The sequence below is a fragment of the Streptomyces asoensis genome, assembly GCF_016860545.1.
Classification (GTDB): Bacteria; Actinomycetota; Actinomycetes; order Streptomycetales; family Streptomycetaceae; genus Streptomyces; species Streptomyces asoensis.
In genome coordinates, this window is sequence record NZ_BNEB01000005.1 from 334,559 (window position 1) to 358,155 (window position 23,597).

Sequence of the window (23,597 nt, forward strand, 5' to 3'; positions counted from 1 at the left end):
ACCGTGCGGGCCACGTTGCGCTGGGCGCACTCCGACCTGCGGACCCATCGCGGCGAAGCGCTCTTCCTGGTACTCGCCACCTTCGGGGTGGTGGTGTCGCTGCTCCTGGCGACGGCGCTGTTCGGCTATGCGACGAACCCCTGGGAGCGGGTCTTCACCCAGTCCCGGGGCGCGCATGTCTGGATCCACGCCGGTGCCTCCGCGCGGACGGCCGGGCTCGCCGGGCTGGACGGCGTCGAGTCCGTCGCGGGCCCCTATCCCACCGCCGCGACCACGGTCTCCTCGCGCGGAGCCCGCGCCTCCGTGGAGATCCGGGGAACCGACGGGCGGCCCGCCGTCGGACGTCCCCTGATCGCCTCCGGCCGCTGGCTCGACCCGGCGGCGCCGGACGGCGTGGTGCTGGAGAGCAGCCTCGCCCGGGCCCTGCTGGCCGGGCCCGGTGACGTCCTCACCCTGCCCGGCGGCGCACGTCCGCTGACCGTCCTCGGTGTCGCCGACAGCCCCGAGCCGCGCTTCCGCCAGGGTGAGCGGCCGGGCCTGGTCTGGGCACCGCCGTCCGCGGTGCCCGCCGGCGGCGAGCAGGGCCAGGTGATCGGGCTGCGGCTGACCGACCCCGCCGACACCGACTACGCCGTCCAGCGCGCGGTGACCGTGCTGGGCGCCGGGGCCGTGCGCGAGGTCTCCACCTGGCAGCAGGCACGGGCCGAGGCGCAGGGCGACGACCGGCTGCTGGGCCAGATACTGGGGCTGTTCGGACTGGGCGCCCTCGTCGCCGCCGGGCTCGCCGTGCACGGTGCCATCGGCACCCGGATCCGGGGGCATCTGCGGGACATCTCCGTCCTCAAGGCCATCGGATTCACACCGGGCCAGGTCACGCGGCTGTTCCTGCTGCAACACGCCGCCTACGCGCTGGCGGGCGCGCTGGCCGCCGCGGCCCTCACCGAGGCGGCGGGCGGCCGGCTGCCGGGCCGGCTCGGGGACGCGGTCGGGGTGTGGCAGGGGCTGCCCGGGCACGCGGCGACCCTCGTGGGGATACCGGCGGGGGTGGTGCTGTTCATCGGCGCGACCACCGCACTCGCAGCCTGGCGGGCGGGGCGCGTGCCTCCCGTGCCGCTGCCGAGGACCGCCGCTCCCGCGGGCGGACGGCTGCCTGGCCCGTTGCGGCGCGCGCTCGGTTGGCGGGTGCCGCCCGCGCTGGTCCTCGGCTGGCACCGGACGTTCACCCGGCGCCCGCGCTCCCTGGCCACGATCGTGCGCCTCGCGCTGCCGCTGACGCTGATCGTGGTGGCTATGAGCGCGTGGACGACGATCGAGCGGTTCCACAGCGCGCCGGAGCGGATGGGGCTGGCCGCCGCGCTCACGGTCCGGGCCGACGCCGGCTCGGGCGACGCCGCGACACGGGCCCTGCTGGCGCGCGGTCCCGGGGTGGCCGCGGTCTATCCGGGCGTCGAGGTGGCGGCCCTGGTGCCGGGTCAGACGGCGACGATCGCCCTGCGCGGCCTCGGCACCCCCGCGGACCCGTACCCCAGCACGCTGGCCGAGGGGCGGCCCGCGCTCGGTCCGGACGAGGCGGTGGCGGGGCAGGGTCTGCTGGACCTGCTGGACGTCCGGGTCGGCAGCTGGGTGCGCATGACCGTGGGCGGGCGGCCGCAGATCCTGCACATCGTGGGCCGCAGCATCGAGCCGGAGAACGCCGGCCGGGTCATCTCGACGACGCTCGACACGCTCCGCGAGAACGACCCGGAGCTGCGGCCGACGCTGTACCAGGTGCGGTTGCGCGACGGCGCGGATCCGCGACACGTCGCCGCCGCACTGAGCGCATCTGCGGGCCGCGGTGAGCTGGACGTGCACGTCGTGACGAACCCCGCCGACGGCCTGTCGCCCTTGCGCGGCGTCGTGGTCGGCCTGCTCGGCGTCCTGGCGCTGATCGGGCTGGTCGACCTGCTGACCGCCATCGGCGGCACGGTCCGCGAGAGCGAGCGCGATCTGCTGGCCCTCAAGGCGATCGGCCTGTCACCACGGCAGATCACGGCGATCACCGTCACGGCCACCGGGTGCACCGTCCTCGCCTCCGTCGCCGTGGCGCTGGCCGCGGGTCTGCCGCTCTCCCACTGGCTGATCGACGCCCAGGGCCGCTCGAGCGGCATCGGGGCGGGCATCGCGCAGGTTCCGTCGCCGCTCGCGCTGACCGCGTTCGGCGCGGCCGCGCTGCTGGGCGCCATGGCGCTCGCCGCGCTGCCCGCGGCCCGCGCCTCCCGGCGCCGCCTCGCGGACACCCTGAGCGCGGTGGGCTAGAGCCGGCCGATCCGGGGCACACGGGACATGAACCCGGGTGGTCGGCCGAAGGAGTGACGACAGTGGCGAAGGACTCATCGCTGAGGGCTGTGGGATGGGCCCGGTCTTTGCCGGTGAGCAGCGGGGTGAAGACCGCGAGGGACTGGACCCGCGACCATCTGTCCACGCTCAGCTGGTCGCGGACCGACCCGGAGCTGGTGGACTCGGTGCTGCTCGCCGTGTCGGAACTGGTCACCAACGCCCACGTGCACGCGGGCAGCGCGGCCCAGCTGATCCTCACCTGGGACGAGGAGTGCCTGCACGTGACGGTGCACGACGCCTCGCCCCGGCTGCCCGAGCCGCGCAACCCGGGCGAGTCCGCGCTCGGCGGGCGGGGGCTGCTGCTGGTCGACGCCCTCGCCGACCGCTGGGAGGCCTACCGCTGCCCGCGCGGCAAGAACGTCACCGTCTGCTTCCAGGCGGACGGCGACCATGTCCCGCCGTCCGTGGCGGGATGAGCCCGCCTTCGCACGTGCGGTGCTGGCCGTAGAGTGGGCGGAGCGGATTCCTCCGCGTTTGGTCCGTTCAGTGCCACTCCGACCCGACCGGAACGCTCATGCGCCACCCGTCCACCACCTCGGACGACGACTCCGACGCCCTGTTCGGGCTCGACGCCCTCGGCCCCGGGCCCGCAGGCCCGGACACCCGCGGCCGGCCGTCGTTCCGCGACTCCGACACCGCCCGGCGGCTGCTGCCGGTGCGGGAGATCCACGCCGAACCCGCGGCCGCGGCCTCCCCCCGCGGCCGGCAGATCATCGCCCGGTTCCCCGAGGCGCGCGTGGTCGAGGTCGCATCGCACTGGCGCATCCCGGGACTGCACGGCAACGAGGGCAACATCGCGCGCTGGGTGCGGGTCAAGGGGGAGACGCTCGTCCTCGGTGAGCGGAAGTCGCCGCGGACCCGCCCCAACGGACGGTCCGCGGACTGGATCGCACCGGGCGCCTCCAACGGCTGCGCGATGGCCTGCGCCTACTGCTACGTGCCCCGCCGCAAGGGGTACGCCAACCCCGTCACGGTGTTCACCAACATCGACCGGATCATCGGCCACATCGGACGGCACATCGCCCGGCAGGGCCCCAAGACCGAGCCCAACCAGTGCGACCCCGAGGCCTGGGTGTACGACATCGGCGAGAACGGCGACTGCTCGGTCGACGCGCTGATCTGCGACAACACCGCCGACCTCGTGCACGCCTTCCGGCAGTGGCCGACGGCCAAGGCGTCCTTCGCGACCAAGTTCGTCAACCCCGACCTGCTGGCCCTGGACCCGCGCGGCCGCACCCGCGTCCGCTTCTCGGTGATGCCTCCCGAGGACTCGCGGCTGCTGGACGTGCGCACCTCACCGGTCGCCGAGCGGATCGCCGCCGCCGCTGACTTCCTGGACGCCGGGTACGAGGTGCACTTCAACCTCTCCCCCGTCGTCGTCCGCCCCGGCTGGGAGGAGGCCTGGGGGGAACTCCTCGACCGGCTCGACGACGTCCTGCCCGCGCGGGTGAAGCGGCAGGCCGCAGCCGAGGTGATCATGCTGACGCACAACCGGGAGCTGCACGAGGTCAACCTGGGCTGGCATCCGCGCGCCGAGGAGGTCCTGTGGCGCCCGGACCTCCAGGAGTCGAAGGTCTCCGAGAACGGCGCGCTGAACGTCCGCTACGCCGGCGCCGCCAAGGCACGCGCGGTGGAGCGGCTGCGCGCGATGGTCGCCGCCAGGGCACCGTGGCTGACCGTCCGGTACGCGTTCTGAGTGGACGCGCATTTGAATGCTCACCGTTTCGTATGAATCACGGCACCGTGTGGGCCGAACCCCGGGTGCGCCGGTGTCCGCCCCGCTAACGTCGCCGCTCATCCGGTCACCACGGGGGCGCCGGACATGGGGGGCTTCATGCAAGGCGTTGTCAGCGTTCCGCTGGCGGACGGCGGGACGATCCGGTTCGAGGCCACGCCCGAACACGACGGCCCGGTCAGGGTCGGCCGGTTCGGGGACGCCGTACGGGAGTTGCCGCAGACGCTGCAAGAGTCGCTGGTACCGGTCGGTGACGCCGCGCGAGCGGTACTGGAGCAGTTGCGGCGGGCCGGTCCCGACGAGATCGAGGTCGAGTTCGGGGTGACCCTGTCGGCCGAGGCCGGAGCCGTCATCACCAAGGGGACGGGCGCCGTGCACCTGAAGGTGCGGGCCGCCTGGAGCAGCACGGGAGCGTCCGCCCGGAGCGGGGACGACAGGACGTGACACCGCACCACGACCCGACCCCGCCGTCCGACGGCACGCCCGCCGGGGCCGCCTCCCTGACCCGCTCGGTCGCACGCGTCCTGACCGGCGACGACCGCACCGCCGGGACGGCGTTCCTGGCCGACCGCGACACCATCGTCACCTGCGCCCATGTGGTCGAGGCCGCCGGTGGCGCGCCCGGTGGACAGGTACGCCTGGAGTTCCCGCACCTGCCGGGCGCCCCCCGCACGGCGGCCCGTGTCCAGGAGGCGGGGTGGCGGTCGCCCGACACGCAGGACGTCGCCGTCCTGCGTCTGGAGGAGCCGCCCGCCGGGTCGGGTCCGCTGCCACTGGGATCCGCAGAAGGATGCCGGGGCCGTCGCCTGCGGTCTTTCGGGTTTCCGGCACGGTCGCCCGACGGCGGACGCTACGGCTTCTGCACGACCGGTGATCTCCTCCCGGGCGACGACACCGCCCTGCTCCAGCTGACCGACGCCAACGGCCTCACCTCGGGTTTCAGCGGCGCGCCCGTCGTGGACGAGTCGACCGGCCTCGTCGTCGGGATGGTCACGGCGATCACCCCCCAGGACTCCTACTTGCGGGGCCTGGACATCGCCTACGCCACCCCGACCCGGACACTGCGCGCCGTCTGGCCGCAGCTGACCGAGAGCCGGATCAGTCCCTACCGGGGGCTCGAACCGTTCACCGAGGAGCACGCCGGGTACTTCCACGGCCGGGGGGCCGCCGTGGAGGAGGCCCTCGCCGTTCTGGAGCGGCAGCGGCGGGCCGTGCTGCTGCTCGGCCCCTCGGGCGCGGGAAAGTCCTCCCTCGTACGGGCCGGTCTGCTGCCGGCGCTGGCAGAGGGTCGGCTGCCCGGAAGCGACCGGTGGCTGCCCGTGACGGCCAGGCCGGGACAGGACCTGCTCGGTGAGCTGGAGGCGGCGGGACTGCCCGGCGCCGCCACCGAAGGCATGGCCCGGGCGGTGCGGCGGCGGCTGGCCGCGGAACATCCCGCCGCCCGCCTGCTCCTCGTCATCGACCAGTTCGAGGAGCTCCTCACCGGTACGGCCGCGGACGCGACGGCTCCTGACGAGGCGTCGGCGGACGTCCTGCGGCAGCTCGTCGCGGTGATCGAGTCGGACAGCGCGGTCAGCCTGGTCCTCGTCCTGCGGGACGACTGCTTCGCCCGGCTGGCCACCGCAGCTCCCGAGCTCCTGAAGGCCGTGACGCCCGGTCTGCTGAACGTGCGCGCCTCCTTGGACGTACCGGAGCTGCGGGCCGTCGTCACCGAGCCGGCCCGGGCCGCGGGCGGCCGTCTGGAAGAGGGGCTGGCGGAAAGGATCGTCTCCGACGTGCTGGCGGCCGACCCCGGCGCCACGGCCCGCCGCACGGCGTCGGCGACCCTGCTGCCCGCACTCCAGCTCACCCTCAGCCGGCTCTGGGAGGACCGCCGGGACGGCAGACTCACCCACGGGGCCTACCAGCGCCTCGGCGGAGTCGCCGGAAGCCTGACGGCCTGGTGCGACCAGGCGGTGCGCGGGCTCACCCCCGACCTCCGGCTCGTCGCGGAACGCATCCTGACCGCGCTGGTGCGCCCGGCCGAAGAGACGCACGCGGTGCCCGCGACCCGGTGTCAGGTACCGCTCGACCATCTGCGGGCGCTGGCGGCCGGCCCGGCGGCGGACCGCGCGGAGAGCGGCCGGGACAGCGACCGGGATTTCGACCTGGTGCTCGGCCTGCTGCTCGAACGCCGGATCATCACCACCCGGGTGGCACCCGGCGCCGGCCGTGATCCGGCCCGGGTGCGCGCCGAACTCGTCCACGACGCCCTGATCCGGGACTGGGGCACACTGCGCGACTGGGTGGCCGCGGACCGGGAGTTCCAGTCCTGGCTGCACCGCACCGCCGAACGCCGGGCCCGCTTCGTCGACGCGAGGCGGCAGAACGCCGGCGAGGCCGGTGTCCCCGACCCCGGTGACCTGCTGGACGGGACCGATCTCACCGCGGGGCTCGAATGGGCCGCGCAGCGTGGACTGCCCGACGGCATCGCCGACTTCGTCGCGGCGAGCGCCGGACGACGTCGTGCCGTCGCCCGCCGGGCGCGCCGGATCAGGGTCCTGCTGGTCTGCGTGCTCGCGCTGGCCGTGATCGCGTCGGGACTGTTCCTGCGGCAGCGGGGGGCCGCCGCCGAGCAGGCCCGTGTGTCGGCGGCCCTCGACCTGGTGAAGAAGGCCGAGGAGCTGCGGGTCACCGACCCCCGGCTCGCCCTCCGGATGGGACTGGCGGCGTACCGGCTGGACGAGGAGGACCCGACGGTCCGCGCGAGTCTGCTGGAGACGCTGACGACGTCGGGGCACACCGCCACGCTCGACGGGCTCGGCACCGTGCCGACCGCCCTCGCCGTCTCCCCCGACGGTCTCACGCTCGGGGTGGGGGGCGGCGACGGTTCCCTGCGGTTCTGGGACATCTCACGCCCCGAACAGCCCACGCTGATCGGGAAGTTCGCGGGCGAGGCCGGGTCGGACGCGGTCGGCGCGCTCGCCTGGCGGCCGGACGGCAGATTCCTGGCGTCCATGAACTCCCGGACTCTGACGCTCTGGGAGGCCGGCCCCCGTACCGATCCCGAACAACTCGGCTCCGCGACCGCGTTCGACGCGCCGGTGACGGCCGCCGAGTGGAGCGCCGACGGCCACCGGCTCGCCGTGGCCGACCCGGTGAGCACCTCCCTCCTGGACATCCACGCCGAGCCCGGCGAGGTCGTCACCCTCCGCCGAAGGGCCAGGATCCGCCACGGCGGCGACCCTTCGGAACGGAGCGACCGGCTCGCCCTGTCCGCGGACGGGGGTCTGCTGATCACCGCCGACGGAGCGGACTCCGTCCAGCTGTGGGACACGAGAGGCCCTCGACCACGCAAACTCGGGACGGCGTTGCCGCTCCCCCGGGAGTTGTACGGGGTCACCTCGGTGGCGTTGTCGCCGGACGGCGGGACCCTGGCGATCGGCACCCCCTCGGCCCACGTCTCCGTGTGGAACGTCCAGGACCCGAGCCGTCCGAAGGAACTCCAGGACACGACGGCCTCCGTCGATGTCGGCCTCTTCAGCCCTGTGACCACGGTGGAGTTCGTCGCGGCCGGGGTCCTCGCGTGCGCGGGCGACGACGGCCGCGTACAGCTCGTACGGCTGGACACCCTGCCGTTCCAGCGCACCGACATGCCGCTCGTCCACGGCGCCGCGGTGCGCACCATGGCGGCCGACGTCTCCCACCACCTCCTGGTCACGGGTGGCGCCGACGGCAGGGTCATCCTGTGGAACACCGCCGACCGGGACCGCCCCCGGCCACTGCGCCCGCCCCTGCCCGGCCACGCCACGGGCTCCGTGTCCGGCGAACTGAGCGCCGCCGGGAACCTGCTGGCCAGCAGCGCCAACGACGGCAGAACCCTGCTGTGGGACGTCGAACGGCCCGCGAAGCCCACCTCCCTGACGGCGGTCGCCGCTCCCGGATCCGCGCTCTCCCCTGACGCGGACCTGCTGGCGAGCGCCGGTGGCGAGCGGCCCACGGACGTGGTGCTGCGGAGCACGGCCGGCGGCAGGGTGCGCGGGCCGGGCGGTCCGCTGCGGGGCCACCGGAGCGTGCCCCGGGCGTTCGGCTGGTCACCCGACGGATCCCTGCTGGCCACGGGCGACTTCGACGGCGAGGTGATCCTCTGGGACACCACCGATCCCGCGCGGGTGGCCAGGCGGGCGGAACTGACCCAGCAGGCCGGCCTGCGCCTGGTGACCTTCGCGGGCTCGGCCCGCACCCTGCTCACCGTGGGCACCGACGGCAGAGCCCGGTTCTGGGACGTCCCGGCCGGGTCCGGGGGCCCCACACAGATCAGCAGCACGGATATCGGCCAACTGGGCAGCGACCGCTCGTCGTTCGCCCTGTCCGCCCACGGCGACCTGCTCGTCGTCGGCAACAGCACCGCCGTCCTGTCCCTGTGGGACGTGTCGGACAGACGTCGGCCACGCCTGCTGTCGCGGATCGCCACGGACCAGGACGGTCCGGTGGGCGCGGTCGCCGTCTCCCCGGACGCCTCCGTGCTGGCCGCCGGCATCGGGATCGGAACCCTGCTGTTCTGGGACCTGACCGACCCGGCCCGGCCCCGCCGGATGGGGCCCGCCCGGTACCACCGCCTGCCGATGCCCGTCGCCATGACGTTCCTCCCCGACGGCCGGACGCTGGCCACCCAGAGCATCACGCAGGTCGAACTCTGGGACCTGTCCCCCGCGTTGTCCGCCCGGTCCGACCTGGCGCACCGGGCCTGCGCCCGACTCGCGGGCGAGGGATTGTCCGAGTCCGCCTGGAAGAAGTACGCGCACGGAACGGAGTACCGGGAGAGCTGCTGACGCGGACGGCGGGCCGGGTCCCGCATCGCTCTGGTGGGCTCACAGCGCCCGTTGCACGTTCCACAGGGGCAGGTGCTCGAAGAAGGCCACCGCCTCCGGACGCCACCGTGACCGCCAGCCCGCCGCCTCGGCGGCGGCCCGCTCCGCGTAGTGCCGCATGTCCGCGCGCAGTTCGGCCTCCGCCCCGCAGCGGCGGGCGATGTCACGGACGGCGGCGACGGTCTCGGGGGTGCGGGCCGCGGCGTCACCGAGCGCCGCCTCCACCACGGCCCGCCCGGAGTCGTCCGCCGCCGTCAGCACGGCCCGCACCAGGTAGTTGCGCCGCCCGTCGGCGAGGTCGGTCCCGGTCGGCTTGCCCATCACCTCCGCTTCGCCGAAGAGGTCGAGGTAGTCGTCGCGCATCTGCCCGGAGATCCCGGCGAGGCGTGCGTAGCGGCGCAGGCTCTCGTCGTGGAGCTCCGGCTTCCCGCCCGCAGCGAGCAGACCCAGCCGCATCGGGGCCAGCACCGAGTAGCGGGCGGTCTTGAAGTCGGCGACCTGATGGAGGACCTCTTCGCCGGGCAGCGCCGTGAAGTCCCTTTCCATGTCGATGATCTGGCCCACGGAGGTGTCCAGGGACGCCCGTGTCTGCACCTCGACCATGGCCCGGCGCACCTCGGGCGGCGCGTCGGACTCCAGCAGGACGGTGAGGGAGAGGGCGAGCGCCAGGTCACCGGCGAGCAGGGCCAGGCCGAGGGCGGCCCGCGGCTGTCCGGGGAACCTCTCGCGGTAGGCGTAGTAGGTGGACGGGCCGCCCCTGCGCAGGGGGCTGTCGTCGATGATGTCGTCGTGGACCAGCGCGTGGGTCTGGAACAGCTCTACGCTCAGGGCCGCCTCGTCCAGACCGGGGACGGGTTCGTCGGTCACCAGGCGTGCGGCCTCGTGCAGCAGCACCATCCGCAGCCGCTTGCCGCCCCGCAGGGACAGGTCCCGCAGCAGGCCGAGGCAGTCGGGCGTGAACCTGCTGAACTCCGGCGCGCCGATCCTGGCGGGCAGCGTCCGGAAGTACTCCTCGAACAGGGCGGCGAACCGGCGCTCGTGTCCGGCCAGGCGCGCCTGCACCTGTTCGACGAGAGCGGCGGTGTCGGTCATGACGGTCTCCTGCGGGACGAAGGGTCTGGAGGATCGGGAAGATCGGAAGGGTCCGGGGTGCGGGCGCTCCGCCCGGGGCCGGGCAGTCCCGGATCACGGTGATCCCCGTGCCCGCCATCCTCGCCCACGGCCGCACTCCGTGTCCGCCGACGGCCGATCGCCGCACCGGCTCACCGGCCGGGAGTAGGGGTCCCGCTCCGGGGGTACCCGGCCCGCCCTACCGAGGGAGGTCGGATGAGCAGGGCGGAAGTCCGGGAGTCCGCGCACAGCGTCGCCGCCGCGTACGGCGGCCACCCCGCCGACACTCCGTCCGCGGGCGTACGACGGCGGAAGTCGCCGGGGTCGCGGCGGGCCGGACCGGTGGAGACCGCGTTCCGTCTGCTGGCCGCTTCGCGCCGGGCACCGGCCCTGCATCCACGCGGCCTGACCTGCACGGCCGCCCTGGAGGTGGTCGACGACGACGGCGGACCCTGGGGTGCGCCGTGGCTGGACGTACCCGGGATCTACGCCGCCACGGTCCGCTTCTCCCGGGCGGCGGGCCTGCCCGGCGCCGTGCCCGACGGGCTGGGTCTTGCCCTGCGCGTCGAGCGGGCCGACGGCACCGGCGTCCTCCTGGACCTGCTGCTGACCACCTGCGGGCGCGGCCGTCTCACCCGGCACCTGCCCCGGCCCCGGGCGGACGCGCTCGGCGGCCCCTACTCCAGCCTGCTCGCGTACCGGATCGGCGGACGCCACCGGCTCGTGGCCGCCTTCCCGCACCGCACCCGGCAGGCGTCAGTACCCGCCGCCCCGGGCGGTCTGCGGGACGCCCTGGCCACCGGGCCGCTCGTCTTCGAACTGTGCGCGGAGACCTCCGCCCGGACGTGGCGGCCGTTCGCCGTGCTGACGGTGGACGCCGCGCTGTCCGTGCCCGCGGACCGGACCCTGGACTTCGACCCCTACGCGCACAGCGCGCACGGCTTCCGCCCGGGCGGCGCCCTGGCCGCGATCCGCCGCGCCGCCTACCGGGGCTCACGGGCGGGCCGCCGCGCGCGGCCCACGACACGCCCCGCCGACACCGAGGCACCCGCGCTCCTCGGCCCGACCTCCTGAACCGCCAGAGCCCGAATCCCTCGCCGCAGGGCCCCGAGCGGTCGCGGCTGCCGCGGACGTCACGTTCCTTCGTCGTCGGCGCCGGTCGTCCTGTCCACCAGTGCCGCGTAGGCCGGTTGGAGTGCGTCCGCCCCGGCCGGGGCGGTGAGCGCGCCCATGGCGGTGCGGGTGGCGCGCGGCCAGGGCAGCTGTCCGGCGGTCAGGCTCGACACCATCCACACGCCGGTGCAGAACGGGCAGGTCATCAGCTCTCGCCGACGGTTTCCTTCCCGGCCTCCTCGCGCGCCACCTCGTGCAGCTCGGCCGGGCCCTGCGGGCCGCTCCGGTCCCGCTCGCCGGGCGAGCGCGTGACGCCGTCACCGGTCGTGCGCCTGGTGCGCTTCGGGCTCCGGCGGGCGGAGGGACACCTCGACGTGCCCGTCCACGATCCGGGTGTCGAAGGCGGGCTGGGGGGCGGTGGCCGGGCCGCGGACGTTCCAGCCGTCGGAGAGCCTGAAGACGCTGCCGTGCCAGGGGCACTCGACGCACCCGTCCGTGACCGTGCCCTCGGACAGCGGGCCCGAGAGGTGGCTGCACCGCTCGGCCAGCGCGTGGACCGTCCCGCCCGCCTCGCGCACCACCACGACCGGCACGTCGTCCACGACGCGCCGCACGGGCCGGCCGGCCGGGAAGTCCGCCACGTCGCCGACCCGGTGCCAGCCCTCGCCGACGACGTGCGGGACGTCCTCGGCGTGGTTGGCGCCCGCGGCCTGGCGGTAGGCCAGGTGACCGCCCAGCATGCCTCCCGCGCCGGCCACCGTCAGCCCCAGGAACCCGAGGGCCCGGCCCGCCGCCGTGCGTCCCCTGACCCGGCACACCAGCGAGGCCGAGTACAGTCCGACGGCCGCCGTGTTGGCCAGGGCGTGCACCAGGCCCACGCGCTGCTGCTCGTGGTGCAGCTCCGCCCAGTCGACGGCGCCCGTGAGCGCCGCGGGTCCGGCCGCCGCCAGCCCGATCCCGATCAGGAGGCCCGCCTCCCGGGAGCGGCCGGGGAGCAGGTCGAGGACCGCGGCGGAGGTCCAGCTGCCGATCGGCACCTGGACCATCACCGGGTGCACGGGATGCCCGAGCCATCTGCCGTGCAGCACGTCCCGGCCGCGCCCGAGCGGCAGGGACCGTACGCCCGAGCTGATCGCGTCGATCAGGTTGTCCGCCCTCGGCTCCCGTTCCAGACGGTCGAGGAGCGTCAGGGCCCGGTTCTGCCCGGTCCGGCTGTGGGGAAGCGAGGTACTCATGCGCCTCCGGGTCCCCGTCGCGCGATACGGCAAACGGGCAGCCGGGACCGCAGGGCGACGGCGGTCGTCACGGCGGGGTCGGCGTCGGACCACCCTCGGGGTCCGCAGGGCCGGGTCGGCGGCGTCCGGGACCAGGAGGGGGTCAGCTCCGGCCGGTGAGGAAGCGCTGGAGCCAGTCCGCGGCGGCCCGCCGGAACAGGCGCCGGTTGTCCGCGCGGAGGAAGTCGTGGCCCTCGTCGCGCAGGGTCAGCATCCGGGCCGGGATGCCGCGCTCGCGTGCCGCCCGGACGAACTGCTCGGACTCCCCCGGCGGCACGTTGGTGTCGTGTTCGCCGTGGACGGCGAGCAGGGGCACGCGCAGCGCGTCGATCCGGGTCATCGGTGAGAGCGCGCGCAGCAGGTCGCGGTCGCGCTCGGGGTGGCCGTACTTGTGGGCGGCCGACTCCGCGAGCCAGGGTTCCGTGCCGGCGAAAAAGGTCGCGAAGTCCGACATGCCGCAGACGGCGACACCGGTACGGAACAGGTCGGGGTGGTGCACGAGCGAGGCGAAGGTGAGGTAGCCGCCGTACGAGCGCCCCATGACCGCCAGGCGGGTCGGGTCGGCGGGGCCCTCCGCGACCGCGTGCGCCGCGCAGTCCGCGACGTCGTCCAGGGCGGCGAAGCGGCCGGCGCCCAGGTCGGCGTCGACGAACGACCGGCCGTGCCCCGAGGAACCGCGGACATCGGGGGCGAACACGTCCAGGCCGCGGCCGGTCAGCTCGTGGTAGAGCGGGCTGAAGACCGGGCGCTCCTGTTCCTCCGGTCCCCCGTGCAGGTGGATGACGCAGGGCGCCGGCTCGCCCGCGGGCCGGCCGGGCGCCCGGTAGTACCAGCCGCTCAGGGACAGCCCGTCGCGGGCGGTGAGCCGCAGCAGGACCGGGCGCACGGGCGGCCGGCCGGGACCGGTGGCGTCCTCGTCCCGGGAGGACCAGGGGGTGCGCAGCAGCGAGACGCTGCCGAAGGCGGACCACACCCCGGGCCGCCGCTGGGAGCCCGACAGCGCCGCCAGCAGGCCGCGCGGGCCGGCCGCCGTGACCCGGGTGACGACCTCGTGGGGCAGGGGCACGGGTGTCGTCGGCAGCGGATCGTACGGGGTGCGGCCGGCCGGGGAGGTGTCGACGAGTTCGAGACGGCTGGCGCCGCTTTCGTTCCAGGACAGCGCGGCGGTGCGGCCGTCCTGCGACCACGCCAGCAGGTCGAGGTCGCTGTCGGGCCTTTCCACGGCGACGGACCTGCCCAGGGGCCGGCCGTCGGGGTCCAGGGTGACGGCGAGGAGCGCCGCGTACTCGCGTTCGGCGTCGCTGCGCAGCCACAGCGTGCGCCCGTCCGGGGAGAACCGGCCGATCCACGGGTCGCCGTCGGCGACCGGCACGGTGCAGGTCGTCGCCGAGTCGGCCGTGCGGCGGACGACCGCCTCACGCCGTCCGCGCGGCCCCCGGCGCATCAGCACGAGCCGGCCGTCGCGGCTGATGTCGCACACCCGCAGGGTGGCGGCGTGCGTCTCAGTGGCGAGCAGGACGGGGGACGCCAGACCGTCGGGGTCGATCAGGTAGGCCGACAGACCGCCGCCGGTCCGGACCGCCGGTACCGCGGGGGGTGCGGCGGCCGTGGGGCCGGCCGCGGTCATGGCCGTCGCGGCCGTCATGGTCCCGCCAGCCGGTGCGGTGTCGTACGGGGTGCCGCCCAGCAGGGTGGCCCGGCCGTCCCGGCCCGCCCAGTTCGCGGGCAGGGTGGTGTCCGTGGGCCCCGCGCCGTCGGCGGGCGCGCGGGTCTCCGGGGCGGCGAGCGTCACGGCGACGGCCGAGCCGTCGTGCGCCCAGCAGCCCAGGTGGGCGGTGTGGCCCGGGTCGGCCCCGGCGAGCACGCGGCGGCCGCTGCCGTCGGGCCGTACGCACAGTACGCGGGAGTGCTCGCCGCCGCCGGGCGCCGTGGTGTAGGCGATCCAGCGGCCGTCCGGTGACCAGGACACCTCCTTGACGGGGTCGGGGAGGGAGTCCAGCAGGTGCACCTCGTCGCCGTCGACGGGCCCCGCCCACAGCTGGGGCACCCCGCCCCGGTCGCAGATGAAGGCCGCCTCGGTGCCGTCGGCGCCCGCGGAGGGGTACCAGCAGCCGTGCGAGCGCAGCCGGGTGACGGCGTCCCGCGGTCCGCTCGCCTCGGGCAGGGCGACCGGCGCCGGGGCGGGTGCGGCGGCGCCCTCGTGCCCGTCCGCGGGCCGCGTCCCGGTGGACGGCGGTGCGACGAGCGCGCCGTCGGCTCCCGGCCGGGCGGCCACGGACGGCGGGAGGGAGCTCGCACCGGGCGGGGCCGTGGCGGTGTCCGGCTCGCCGGTCACGAGATGCCGTGCGTCTGAAGCCATATCTCCAGCAACGCTACCTGCCACAACGCGTTCGCTCCCCGTTTGGTGCGGTGCTCGTCGGGCGCCTCGAGGAGCTCGGACACGTACGACTCGCGGAACAGGCCGCGGCGCCTCGCCTCGGGTGCTTCGAGCGCCTCGCGCACCCGCTTCAGCACGGGGCCCGCCATGTGCCTGATCGCGGGGACCGGGAAGTAGCCCTTGGGACGGTCGACGACCTCCCGCGGCAGGAGCCGGCGGCCGGCCGCCTTCAGCACTCCCTTGCCGCCGTCGGCCAGCTTGAGCCCGGGCGGACAGGCGGCGGCCAGTTCCACCAGCTCGTGGTCGAGGAACGGCACGCGGGCCTCCAGGCCCCAGGCCATGGTCATGTTGTCGACCCGCTTGACCGGGTCGTCGACGAGCATGACGTGCGTGTCCAGGCGCAGCGAGGCGTCCAGCGCCGTCTCGGCCCCCGGGGCCGCCATGTGGGCGCGCACGTAGCGGCCCGAGACGTCGTCGTGGGGCAGCATGCCGGGCTCCAGGATCCGGGCGAGGTCGGCGTGCGGCCGATCGAAGTAGGTGTCGGCGTAGCGCTCGGCCGCGTCCGCGCGGGCGGCTTCGGCGAGCCGCGGATACCAGTGGTAGCCGGCGAGCACCTCGTCGGCGCCCTGGCCGCTCTGAACGACCTTGACCTCCTTGGACACCTGCTCGGACAGCAGGTAGAAGGCGACCACGTCATGGCTGGTCATCGGCTCGCTCATCGCCTCGACGGCGCCGTCCAGCGCCGTCGACACTTGGTCGGACGGGACCATCAGCCGGCGGTGGTCGGTGCCGAACTCGCGGGCAACCAGGTCGGAGTACCGGAACTCATCGCCGTCCTCCCCGCCCTCCGACTCGAATCCCACGCTGAACGTCATCAGGTCCCGCTGCCCCTCCTGGGCCAGCAGGGCGACGATCAGACTGGAGTCCAGGCCGCCGGAGAGCAGTACGCCGACCTGGACGTCGGAGACCATCCGCCGGCGGACGGCGGTGCGCAGCGCTTCCTGCAACGCGTCCCGCCAGTCCTCCGCGTCCATGTCGGCGAACTCGGGCCGGCGGGTGTACGACGGCTGCCAGTAACGGTGGTCGCGGTGGGTGCCGTCCGGCTCGACGATCCGGACGGTGGCCGGCGGGAGCTTGCGGACGCCGTTGAGGACCGTGCGCGGCGCCGCGACCGTGGCGTGCCAGCTCAGGTACTGGTGGACGGCGACCGGGTCGAGCGAGGTGTCCACGTCACCGGCGGCGAGGAGCGCCGGGAGCGAGGAGGCGAACCGCAGCCTGCCCGGGGTCCGCGCCAGGTAGAGGGGCTTGATGCCGAGCCGGTCACGCCCGAGCACCAGCCGCCCCGAGCGGTGCTCGACCAGGGCGAAGGCGAACATGCCGAGGAAGCGCTCGACGCAGGCCGTGCCCCACTGCTGGTAGGCCTTGAGGACGACCTCGGTGTCGGAGGTCGACACGAACCGGTGTCCCAGGCCTCGCAGCTCTTCACGCAGCTCCTTGTAGTTGTACACGCAACCGTTGAAGACTCCGGTGATCCCGGCGCGTGGGTCCGTCATCGGCTGCGCCCCGAGGTCCGACAGGTCGATGATCTTCAGCCGTCGGTGCCCCAGTGCCACCGCCCCCCGGCTCCAGGTTCCCCGTCCGTCGGGGCCGCGGGCGGCGAGCCGCTCGTTCATGCGTTCCACGGCCGCGAGATCGGGTCGGTCACCGTCGAAGCGGATCTCACCGCTCAGACCGCACATGTCGTGCCGCCTCCAGTTCGTTCGGCGTCGGCCGGTGACCTGGGCGCGGGTGCCCGGTCCTCGGCGCGGTTGCGGGGGTCATGGGTGCGCACGGCGCGTCAGCTGGGGGTCAGCGGCCGTGCGGACACGGGTGAGGGGTGGCCGGTGAGACCGGCCGGGTACAGCTTCCGGGGGCGGGTGCCGGTCGCCCTGAGGGCGGCGCGTTCGCCGCGGGTCTCGGCGATCAGCATGTCGACGCAGGCCAGCAGGTCCTCCTCCTGGGCGACGCGCCGGATGCGGTGGGCCGCGCTGCCGTCGGCGAGCGCCTCCTCCGCCAGGTGCCGGACGGTCTCGAGGTCGCCGTGCGCCTCCAGGGCGGGGCGCAGCCGGGTGAGCAGCTTGCGCACCACCTGACCGGCGGGCACCTCCTGGTGGGTGTCCGGGTCCACCAGTCGGCCTTCGAGCCCGGAGCGCGCGGCCCGCCAGGACGCGCCGCGCAGCCACTCGTGCCGGCCCTCGCAGCGCGGGACCCCGTCCGTGCGAAGCCGCTCGCAGGCCTCGGTGACCAGGGCGCGGAACAGCCCGGCGACGAGCACCACCGTCTCGGCCCGCGGGCAGGAGTCGCAGATGCGCAGTTCCAGGGTCTGGAGGTGGGCCGAGGGGCGAAGGTCGTAGTAGATCATCCCCGGGTCGCTGATGATCCCGGCCCCGACGAGGTCGCGGACCGTGGCGTCGTACTCGTCCGCGCCGGCGAAGCAGCCGACCGGGCCCGCGGTGGGCCAGCGCTGCCACAGCACGGTGCGCCAGCTCGCGTACCCGGTGTCCGACCCCTGCCAGAACGGCGAGCTGGCGGAGAGCGCCAGCAGCACGGGCAGCCAGGGCGAGACCTCGCACATGACCCGTACCGCGGTGTCGCGGTCGGGGACGTCCACGTGGACCTGGGCCCCGCAGATGAGCTGTTCATCGGCGATCGTGCGGTAGTCCTCGACCATCCGGTGATAGCGGTCGTCCGCGGTGGGGTGCGCGGAGTCGGCGGGCGCGAGCGGCGCGGTGCCGGCGGCCACCGCCGCGAGGCCCAGGGAGGAGGCCGCCGCGTCCAGCTGCCGTCTCGTGGCGGCGAGGTCGGCGTACAGGCCGTCGAGCGAGGCGTGGACCCCGCTGTTCGACTCGACGGTGGACTGATGCAGTTCGGTGGTGAAGGTGCGCCGCGGGAGTCGCCGCAGAAGTGGCTCGGCGCGCGGTACGAGCAGCCCGCTCTCCACCTCCAGGACGTGGAACTCCTCTTCCACTCCGATACGAACGCTCACGCTCACTCCTCGGGGCGATGATCGGCCGCCGACCGCCGGGGAGAGGTGCCCCGCCGGCGGACACGGCCGCGTCTGAGGATCTTCGAGTCACCAGAACGCCGATTTGTAAGCCCGCGCGACCCATGTGACGCGGACATCCCTCGGATGAGCGGCCTCACGCCACCCGCGCGAGAGTCGGGCGATCCGCTCCCGCCGCTCGGCGGCCGACCGTGGGCGGGCCCTCAGAGTCGCACGTTGTCGGCCCCTCCGCAGATCACGGAGCCCGCGGGCCCCCTCCCCCGAGGACCCGGGAGCGCGGCGGACGACCGGTCGCCGGGGCGGCCGCTGGAACGTTCTACTGGAACGTTCCAGCAACGCGGCTCCCGGTCCCTTGACAGACCGGCGGGCGGACTGGCGTACTGCTCACGGCATGTAGAACGTTCTAGTCGGGGCGACCCGGGGAAAGGGAGAGCCGCGATGTACACACTGGCGGTCTGCGCGGAGACGGTCTTCCAGGAGCTGCCGATCGAGGAGCGGGCCCGGCGGCTCCACGAGGCCGGCTTCCAGGTCGAGATCTGGGACTGGACCCGGCACGACCTCGACGCGCTCGCCCGGACCCCCGCCGACTTCGTCTCCATGACGGGATACATCAGCGGCAGTCTCACCGACGAGGGCGGCGCCGCCGAGCTGCTGCGCACGGCCGAGGAGTCGCTCAAGGCCGCCGAGCACCTGGGCTGCGCCCGCCTGAACCTCCACGGGACCGGGCTGGACGGCCGGGGGCTGCCCGTGGTGCCGGTGCGGGGTGAACCGACCGAGGAGATGTGGGCGGCCGCCCGGCGCACCCTGACGCGCGTCGCGGAGCTCGGCGAGAGCGCCGGCGTGGTGTTCACGCTGGAGAACCTCAACACCGCCGTCGATCATCCCGGCGTGCCCTTCGCCCGGGCCGCCGACACCTTCGCCCTGGTCGCCGCCGTGGACCGGCCGGGACTGCGCATGAACCTGGATCTGTACCACGCCCAGATCGGCGAGGGGAACCTGATCGAACTGGTCCGCGCGGCACACCGCGCGGGGCTCATCGGGGAGATCCAGGTGGCGGACGTACCCGGTCGCCACGAACCGGGCACCGGCGAGATCAACTACCCGGCCGTCGCCCGGGCCCTCGTCGACCTGGGCTACGAGGGCACCGTCGCCCTGGAGGGCCGGCCCTCCGCCGACACGGAGAGCGCCCTGGCCCGCTTCCGGTCCGCGTTCACCGTGTGACACGGGACGCCGGACGCGGGGTGTCCGGTGCCCGCCTGGCGTGAGCCCGGCGGACTGCGCACCGCGCTCCGCGCGCGGCGCACCGGGCTCGGCGGACCGCGCTCGGCGGACCGCACCGCGTGACGCCTGGCGCCCGGCGCCTGCCCGGCGTGACGCTGGGCGGTCGGTACCCGGCCGGCGTCCGGCAGACCGCGCTCGGCGGTGTCGCACCGCGTCATGCCCGGCGCCCGGTGCCTGCCCGGCGTCCGGCAGACCGCGCACCGTACTCCGCGTCCGGCGCACCGCGCACCGCGAGACGCTGGCCGCCCGGCGTCCGGCGTCCGGCGGACTCTGCATCGCGTCCGGGACCCCACATCTCGCACCGCGCACCGCGTCCGGCATCCCTCTTCCGCCGGGCCGCGTCCGGCAGACCGCGCACCCGACCACACCCACGCGCGCGCCGTCCGCTCCGGGTGTCGGCGACCGGGTGTGCGCGGCACCGCGGCACAGCGGCCCGCCGGACGGGCGCGGGACCGCGGGGGCGGCGAACTATGATCGGCGTCCACAGCGAAGCGGACCAGGAAGGACAGCGTGCCAGTGCCCCCGGCGGTCCCCGACGGTAGACGGCCCACGCTCGCCGACGTGGCGGCCCGGGCCGGTGTGTCCACCGCGCTGGTCTCCATCGTGATGCGGGGCACCAAGGGCGCCAGCCAGGCGACCCGTGAGCGCGTCCTCGAGACGGCCCGGCAGATGGGGTACCGCCCGGACACCCGGGCGCGGCTGCTGCGCAGTCACCGCTCCCACCTGCTCGGCGTGCAGTTCGCCCTCCAGCATCCCTTCCACGCCGATCTGCTGGAGGGCATCTACGCCGCCGCCGAACCGGCCGGTTACCAGGTCGCGTTGAGCGCGGTGACCGCCGCGCGCGGGGAACGGCGTGCGGTCGAGACCCTGCTCGCCGACCGCTGCGAGGCGCTCGTCCTCCTCGGCCCCCAGGCCACCGCTGCCCGACTGGCCGAACTGGCGGCGCAGTTGCCGGTGGTCTCGCTGGTGCGCCGGCTGCGTCCCGCGGTGCCGGGCGTGGACGTCGTGCGGACCGCCGACGACGAGGGGGCCCGGCAGGCGGTGGACCACCTCGTGGGCCTGGGCCACCGCGACATCGCCCATGTCGACGGCGGCAGGGCGCCGGGCGCGGCCGACCGGCGGCGCGGCTACCGCACCGCGATGAACCGCCACGGGCTGTCCGGACACGTCCGCGTCCTGGCCGGCGGACCGACGGAGGAGGACGGCGCCGACGCCGCGCGCGGCCTGCTGGCGAAAGGGTCTCGCCCGACCGCCGTCATGGCCTTCAACGACCGCTGTGCGACGGGCGCCCTCGACGTGTTCCTCCGCGCCGGTGTCCGGGTCCCCGGCGAGATCTCCGTCGTCGGCTTCGACGACAGCCGGCTGGCCCGGCTGGCCCACATCGACCTCACCACCGTCGGCCAGGACGCCACCCGCCTCGCCCGCCTCGCGGTCGAACGGGCCGTCGCCCGTCTGGAGAACGGACCGGTGACCGCCGGCGAGGAGGTCGTCGCCCCCCGGCTCGTGGTCCGCGGCACGACGGCCCCGCCCCGCGCGACCCCCGCCGGCTGAGGAGAGGGCGGCCGGCCGGTGCGGCACCCGGCCGAGTCGACACCCGGCCGGGCGAGACCGTCCCCACCGCCTCCCCGGCGTCACCGCCTCCCCGTCGCCTCACCCTCTGCGATTTTCGCTACACCCCTATCGCAAATACGGCATAAGAGCCTAAGCTGCTCGCAACCTCTGCCGGGTCCACGGCCGTTCGCGCGCGCCGTGTCCGATGTCGGCCCTGCCTTCGGGCGGCCTCGAGAGGTGCAGCATGATCCGCTCTGGTGACGAACACCCGGCGACCCCCGACTGGCGCGACCAGGCCGCGTGCGTCGGGGAGGATCCCGAGATCTTCTTTCCGCTCTCCGACGTCGCGGTGCCTGGCACGGAGGCCTCACTGGCCCGCGCGATATGCCGCCGCTGCGCGGTGCTCGGCGCCTGCCGCGCCTGGGCGATCGAGCACGGCGAGGACGACGGGATCTGGGGCGCGACCACGGCCGCTCAGCGGCGTGTCATACGGCGGGCGACGACGGAGCCGGCCCCCGCGTCCGGACGGTACCGGGGCCAGGCGGGCGCCTCCCGCACCTGACCGGACCGACCGCACATGACCGGACCGACCGCACATGACCGGCCCGGCCGCGCACGGCCGGGCCGGCCGCGCACGGCCGGGCCGACCGTACGCGGCCGGCCCGGGCGGAACGCGCTCGCCGTCAGGCGTAGGTCTCGAACTCCGCCACCTTCGGGGCGGCGGCCGAGCTCGTGATCTCGAAGGTGACCTTCTTCAGCGAGGTCGCGGCGAAGGAGATGACCCCCGCCCCGCTGCCCGAGGTCAGCACGGCCCCGGTGTCGCCGTTGAGCACTCGCCAGGAACCGATGTTGCCGGTGGCGCCGGAGGCCTCGCGGATGTTGATCCTGGAGACGGAGGTCGCCGAGCCCCACTTGATGGAGACGGAGCCCGTGGAGCCGCTCGGCGACCAGTAGGTGCCGGTGTCGCCGTCGCGGACGTTGCCGTAGCTGGTCCCGGACGCCTTGCTGGAGCCGTCGGAGTCGGCACCGATGCTGAGGTTGGTCCCGCCTGGCGACGAGGTCGCGGTGGGCGAGGCACTGGTGGTCGGCGAGGACGTCGACGTGGGGGTCGCGGTGGGCGTCGTCGCCGCGCAGTTGCCGTCCGACACCTTGAGACCGGTGTTGGCGCCCGCCGTCGCGGTCACGATCGACGGCACGCAGGAAGCGGCGTCCAGGGTGTACGCGTACGGGACGGAGACGGTCGTGTTCGACGTCGGGTTCGGCCCCGCCGGGTTGTTCTCGTCGCCCGGCTGCGACCAGGTCACGTTGTCGAAGATGTTCCCGGCGACCTGCCAGTACCCCGGCAGGTCGGTGTAGAAGGTACCGAGGACGTCCTTGGAGTTCTTGAAGTAGTTGTTGTCGACCTTGGCCTTGCCGCCGGCCCGGGGGTTGATGCCCGATTCGTTCAGGCTGACGTAGTAGTTGTTGTAGATGTGGGCGGTGGCGCCGCGCAGCAGCGGCGTGCGGGAGTCGATGTTCTCGTACCGGTTGTGGTGGAAGGTGACCGGTCCGTTGGCGAGGTCGCTGTCGCTGGAGCCGACGAGACCGCCGCGGCCGGAGTTGCGCAGGACGCTGTAGGACAGGGTCACGTACTTGGTGCCGTCCTTCATGTCGAACAGGCCGTCGTAGCCCTCCGACTCCCCACCCGAGGCGACGAGGGTGGCGTGGTCGACCCAGACGTTGTGGACGTCGCTCTCCATGCCGATGGCGTCGCCGCCGTTGGAGGTCGGCGAGCCGGACTTCTTCACGTTCTGGACGGTCACGTTCTGCACGATGACGTTGCTGGACTGACGGATGTGGATGCCGATCTGGTCGAACACGGCTCCGGCGCCGACGCCGACGAGGGTGACGTTGCTGATGCCCTTGAGTTCGATCACTCCGGCGGCGGTGTTGCAGCCGGTGCCCGACACCTTGGCGGTGTTGCCGACGGTGACGGTCCCCTCGACCTGGATGGTGATCGGGGTGCTGGTCGCGGCACGGGCGCACAGCGCCTGGTGGATCTGGGTGCCCGTGGTGGCCTTGACCGTGGTTCCGCCGGCACCACCGGTGGTGCCGCCGTTCAGGGTGGCGTACCCCGTCGCGCCGGCGGCGGCCGCCGATGCGGTGGGCATGTTCAGGACCACGCCCGTCGCCGCCGCCAGGGCCAGCGTGCCGAGTGCCGCGGAGAGTCGCAGAGCGACTGGCTTTCTCATACTCGCCTCGTCTTTCGTCATCACGTTCCGGGGGGTGCCGCGGCCGTCCGTGCTCGCGGGACGGGGCCGTCGAGGGCACACCGATGCCATGTTCATGCCATACACAAGATCGAGCGCGCTCTCGCCGGAACGGTGCGGATGCCGTTCGCGTCACGGGCCGGAAAGGGCGGTGGTGCCGTTGCGGTGCGGGGGCTGACGACCGGGCCGACGAAGCGGCCGCCGCGCGGGGGTGGTGCGCACGCGGTCACCCGACGCCACGGGAAAGCGCTTTCCCCTCGGGAGGATAGGGTCGGCATCAGGGGCTGACAAGTATGTGAACGAGGATCGTCTACCGAGAATCCGGTGACGGGCCGTCGATCACCCGGACAGCCGTTCAATGCGGCCTGGCGAGTGCGGATAGCGGCACGAGGACCGGCGGGTTGGCATCCGTTCAGAGGTTATGTATCTGAACAGGCGTCACACACCGATACAGCCCGGCGCGGTCGGCCGCGTCGAAAGCCGGGCCGCCCGGGTCCACGGCTCGCCGTCACGCGCTCGGGGCCGCGGTCCGCCCGGCCGACGGGCCACGGCCGGACCGAGCGGCACCGCGCCTTGCGCCGACTCGCGGTGCCGGGCGAAATCGGCGGCTGCATTGGCATAGACCTGACAGTCGCCGC

At 74.5% G+C, this 23,597-nt stretch carries 16 protein-coding genes; 9 read left to right on the forward strand and 7 right to left on the reverse strand.

Going from position 1 to position 23,597, the window contains the following annotated elements:
* Nucleotides 1-3 precede the first annotated feature (3 nt).
* The 5 genes from Saso_RS24825 to Saso_RS24845 all read left to right on the forward strand — a co-directional run bounded on the left by Saso_RS24825 (nucleotide 4) and on the right by Saso_RS24845 (nucleotide 8,922).
* Nucleotides 4-2,295, forward strand: coding sequence for an FtsX-like permease family protein (locus Saso_RS24825; RefSeq protein WP_189921530.1), 2,292 nt, complete (start codon nucleotides 4-6; stop codon nucleotides 2,293-2,295).
* A gap of 62 nt (nucleotides 2,296-2,357) precedes the next feature.
* Nucleotides 2,358-2,792 (forward strand): ATP-binding protein, encoded by a 435-nt coding sequence (locus Saso_RS24830; RefSeq protein ID WP_189921528.1) that lies wholly within the window; start codon nucleotides 2,358-2,360, stop codon nucleotides 2,790-2,792.
* 98 nt (nucleotides 2,793-2,890) lie between these two features.
* Nucleotides 2,891-4,072, forward strand: a complete 1,182-nt coding sequence (locus Saso_RS24835) for a spore photoproduct lyase family protein (RefSeq protein ID WP_189921526.1) — start codon at nucleotides 2,891-2,893, stop codon at nucleotides 4,070-4,072.
* A 138-nt stretch (nucleotides 4,073-4,210) separates the two neighbouring features.
* Complete coding sequence (locus tag Saso_RS24840) at nucleotides 4,211-4,555, forward strand: CU044_2847 family protein (RefSeq protein WP_189921524.1); 345 nt, start codon at nucleotides 4,211-4,213, stop codon at nucleotides 4,553-4,555.
* Nucleotides 4,552-8,922: an nSTAND1 domain-containing NTPase gene (locus tag Saso_RS24845; RefSeq protein WP_189921523.1), complete on the forward strand. Its 4,371-nt coding sequence runs from the start codon at nucleotides 4,552-4,554 to the stop codon at nucleotides 8,920-8,922. The genes Saso_RS24840 and Saso_RS24845 overlap by 4 nt, the downstream gene beginning before the upstream one ends.
* Before the next feature lie 39 nt (nucleotides 8,923-8,961).
* Here the strand turns inward: Saso_RS24845 and Saso_RS24850 are convergent, their stop codons facing one another.
* Nucleotides 8,962-10,053: a polyprenyl synthetase family protein gene (locus Saso_RS24850; protein ID WP_189921522.1), complete on the reverse strand. Its 1,092-nt coding sequence runs from the start codon at nucleotides 10,051-10,053 to the stop codon at nucleotides 8,962-8,964.
* Between the two features lie 234 nt (nucleotides 10,054-10,287).
* Between Saso_RS24850 and Saso_RS24855 the strand changes: the two genes are divergently transcribed.
* A complete protein-coding gene (locus Saso_RS24855) occupies nucleotides 10,288-11,145 on the forward strand; it encodes a phosphodiesterase (protein WP_229901244.1) in 858 nt (285 codons plus the stop codon).
* Between the two features lie 59 nt (nucleotides 11,146-11,204).
* On the opposite strand, the gene Saso_RS24860 is transcribed toward Saso_RS24855, so the two are convergent.
* The 5 genes from Saso_RS24860 to Saso_RS24880 form a co-directional block, all read right to left on the reverse strand.
* Entirely contained in the window at nucleotides 11,205-11,390 is a 186-nt protein-coding gene (locus tag Saso_RS24860; protein WP_189921521.1) for a DUF1360 domain-containing protein, read from the reverse strand.
* A 111-nt stretch (nucleotides 11,391-11,501) separates the two neighbouring features.
* Nucleotides 11,502-12,419: a Rieske (2Fe-2S) protein gene (locus Saso_RS24865; RefSeq protein ID WP_189921520.1), complete on the reverse strand. Its 918-nt coding sequence runs from the start codon at nucleotides 12,417-12,419 to the stop codon at nucleotides 11,502-11,504.
* Nucleotides 12,420-12,561: 142 nt separating this feature from the next.
* The gene (locus Saso_RS24870) at nucleotides 12,562-14,817 is read right to left on the reverse strand and encodes a S9 family peptidase (protein WP_189921519.1); all 2,256 of its coding nucleotides are present in this window, start codon (nucleotides 14,815-14,817) and stop codon (nucleotides 12,562-12,564) included.
* Nucleotides 14,790-16,574, reverse strand: coding sequence for an N-acetylglutaminylglutamine amidotransferase (locus Saso_RS24875; RefSeq protein WP_189921518.1), 1,785 nt, complete (start codon nucleotides 16,572-16,574; stop codon nucleotides 14,790-14,792). The genes Saso_RS24870 and Saso_RS24875 overlap by 28 nt, the downstream gene beginning before the upstream one ends.
* Nucleotides 16,575-16,672: 98 nt before the next feature.
* A complete protein-coding gene (locus Saso_RS24880) occupies nucleotides 16,673-17,860 on the reverse strand; it encodes a carboxylate-amine ligase (protein ID WP_189921517.1) in 1,188 nt (395 codons plus the stop codon).
* 456 nt (nucleotides 17,861-18,316) lie between these two features.
* Between Saso_RS24880 and Saso_RS24885 the strand changes: the two genes are divergently transcribed.
* From Saso_RS24885 to Saso_RS24895, 3 genes are all read left to right on the forward strand, one after another.
* Nucleotides 18,317-19,099 (forward strand): TIM barrel protein, encoded by a 783-nt coding sequence (locus Saso_RS24885; protein ID WP_189921515.1) that lies wholly within the window; start codon nucleotides 18,317-18,319, stop codon nucleotides 19,097-19,099.
* 570 nt (nucleotides 19,100-19,669) lie between these two features.
* Nucleotides 19,670-20,710 (forward strand): LacI family DNA-binding transcriptional regulator, encoded by a 1,041-nt coding sequence (locus Saso_RS24890; protein WP_189921513.1) that lies wholly within the window; start codon nucleotides 19,670-19,672, stop codon nucleotides 20,708-20,710.
* 244 nt (nucleotides 20,711-20,954) lie between these two features.
* A complete protein-coding gene (locus Saso_RS24895; protein WP_189921511.1) occupies nucleotides 20,955-21,272 on the forward strand; it encodes a WhiB family transcriptional regulator in 318 nt (105 codons plus the stop codon).
* 121 nt (nucleotides 21,273-21,393) lie between these two features.
* Here the strand turns inward: Saso_RS24895 and Saso_RS24900 are convergent, their stop codons facing one another.
* Nucleotides 21,394-22,941, reverse strand: coding sequence for a pectate lyase family protein (locus Saso_RS24900; RefSeq protein WP_189921509.1), 1,548 nt, complete (start codon nucleotides 22,939-22,941; stop codon nucleotides 21,394-21,396).
* Nucleotides 22,942-23,597 lie beyond the last annotated feature (656 nt).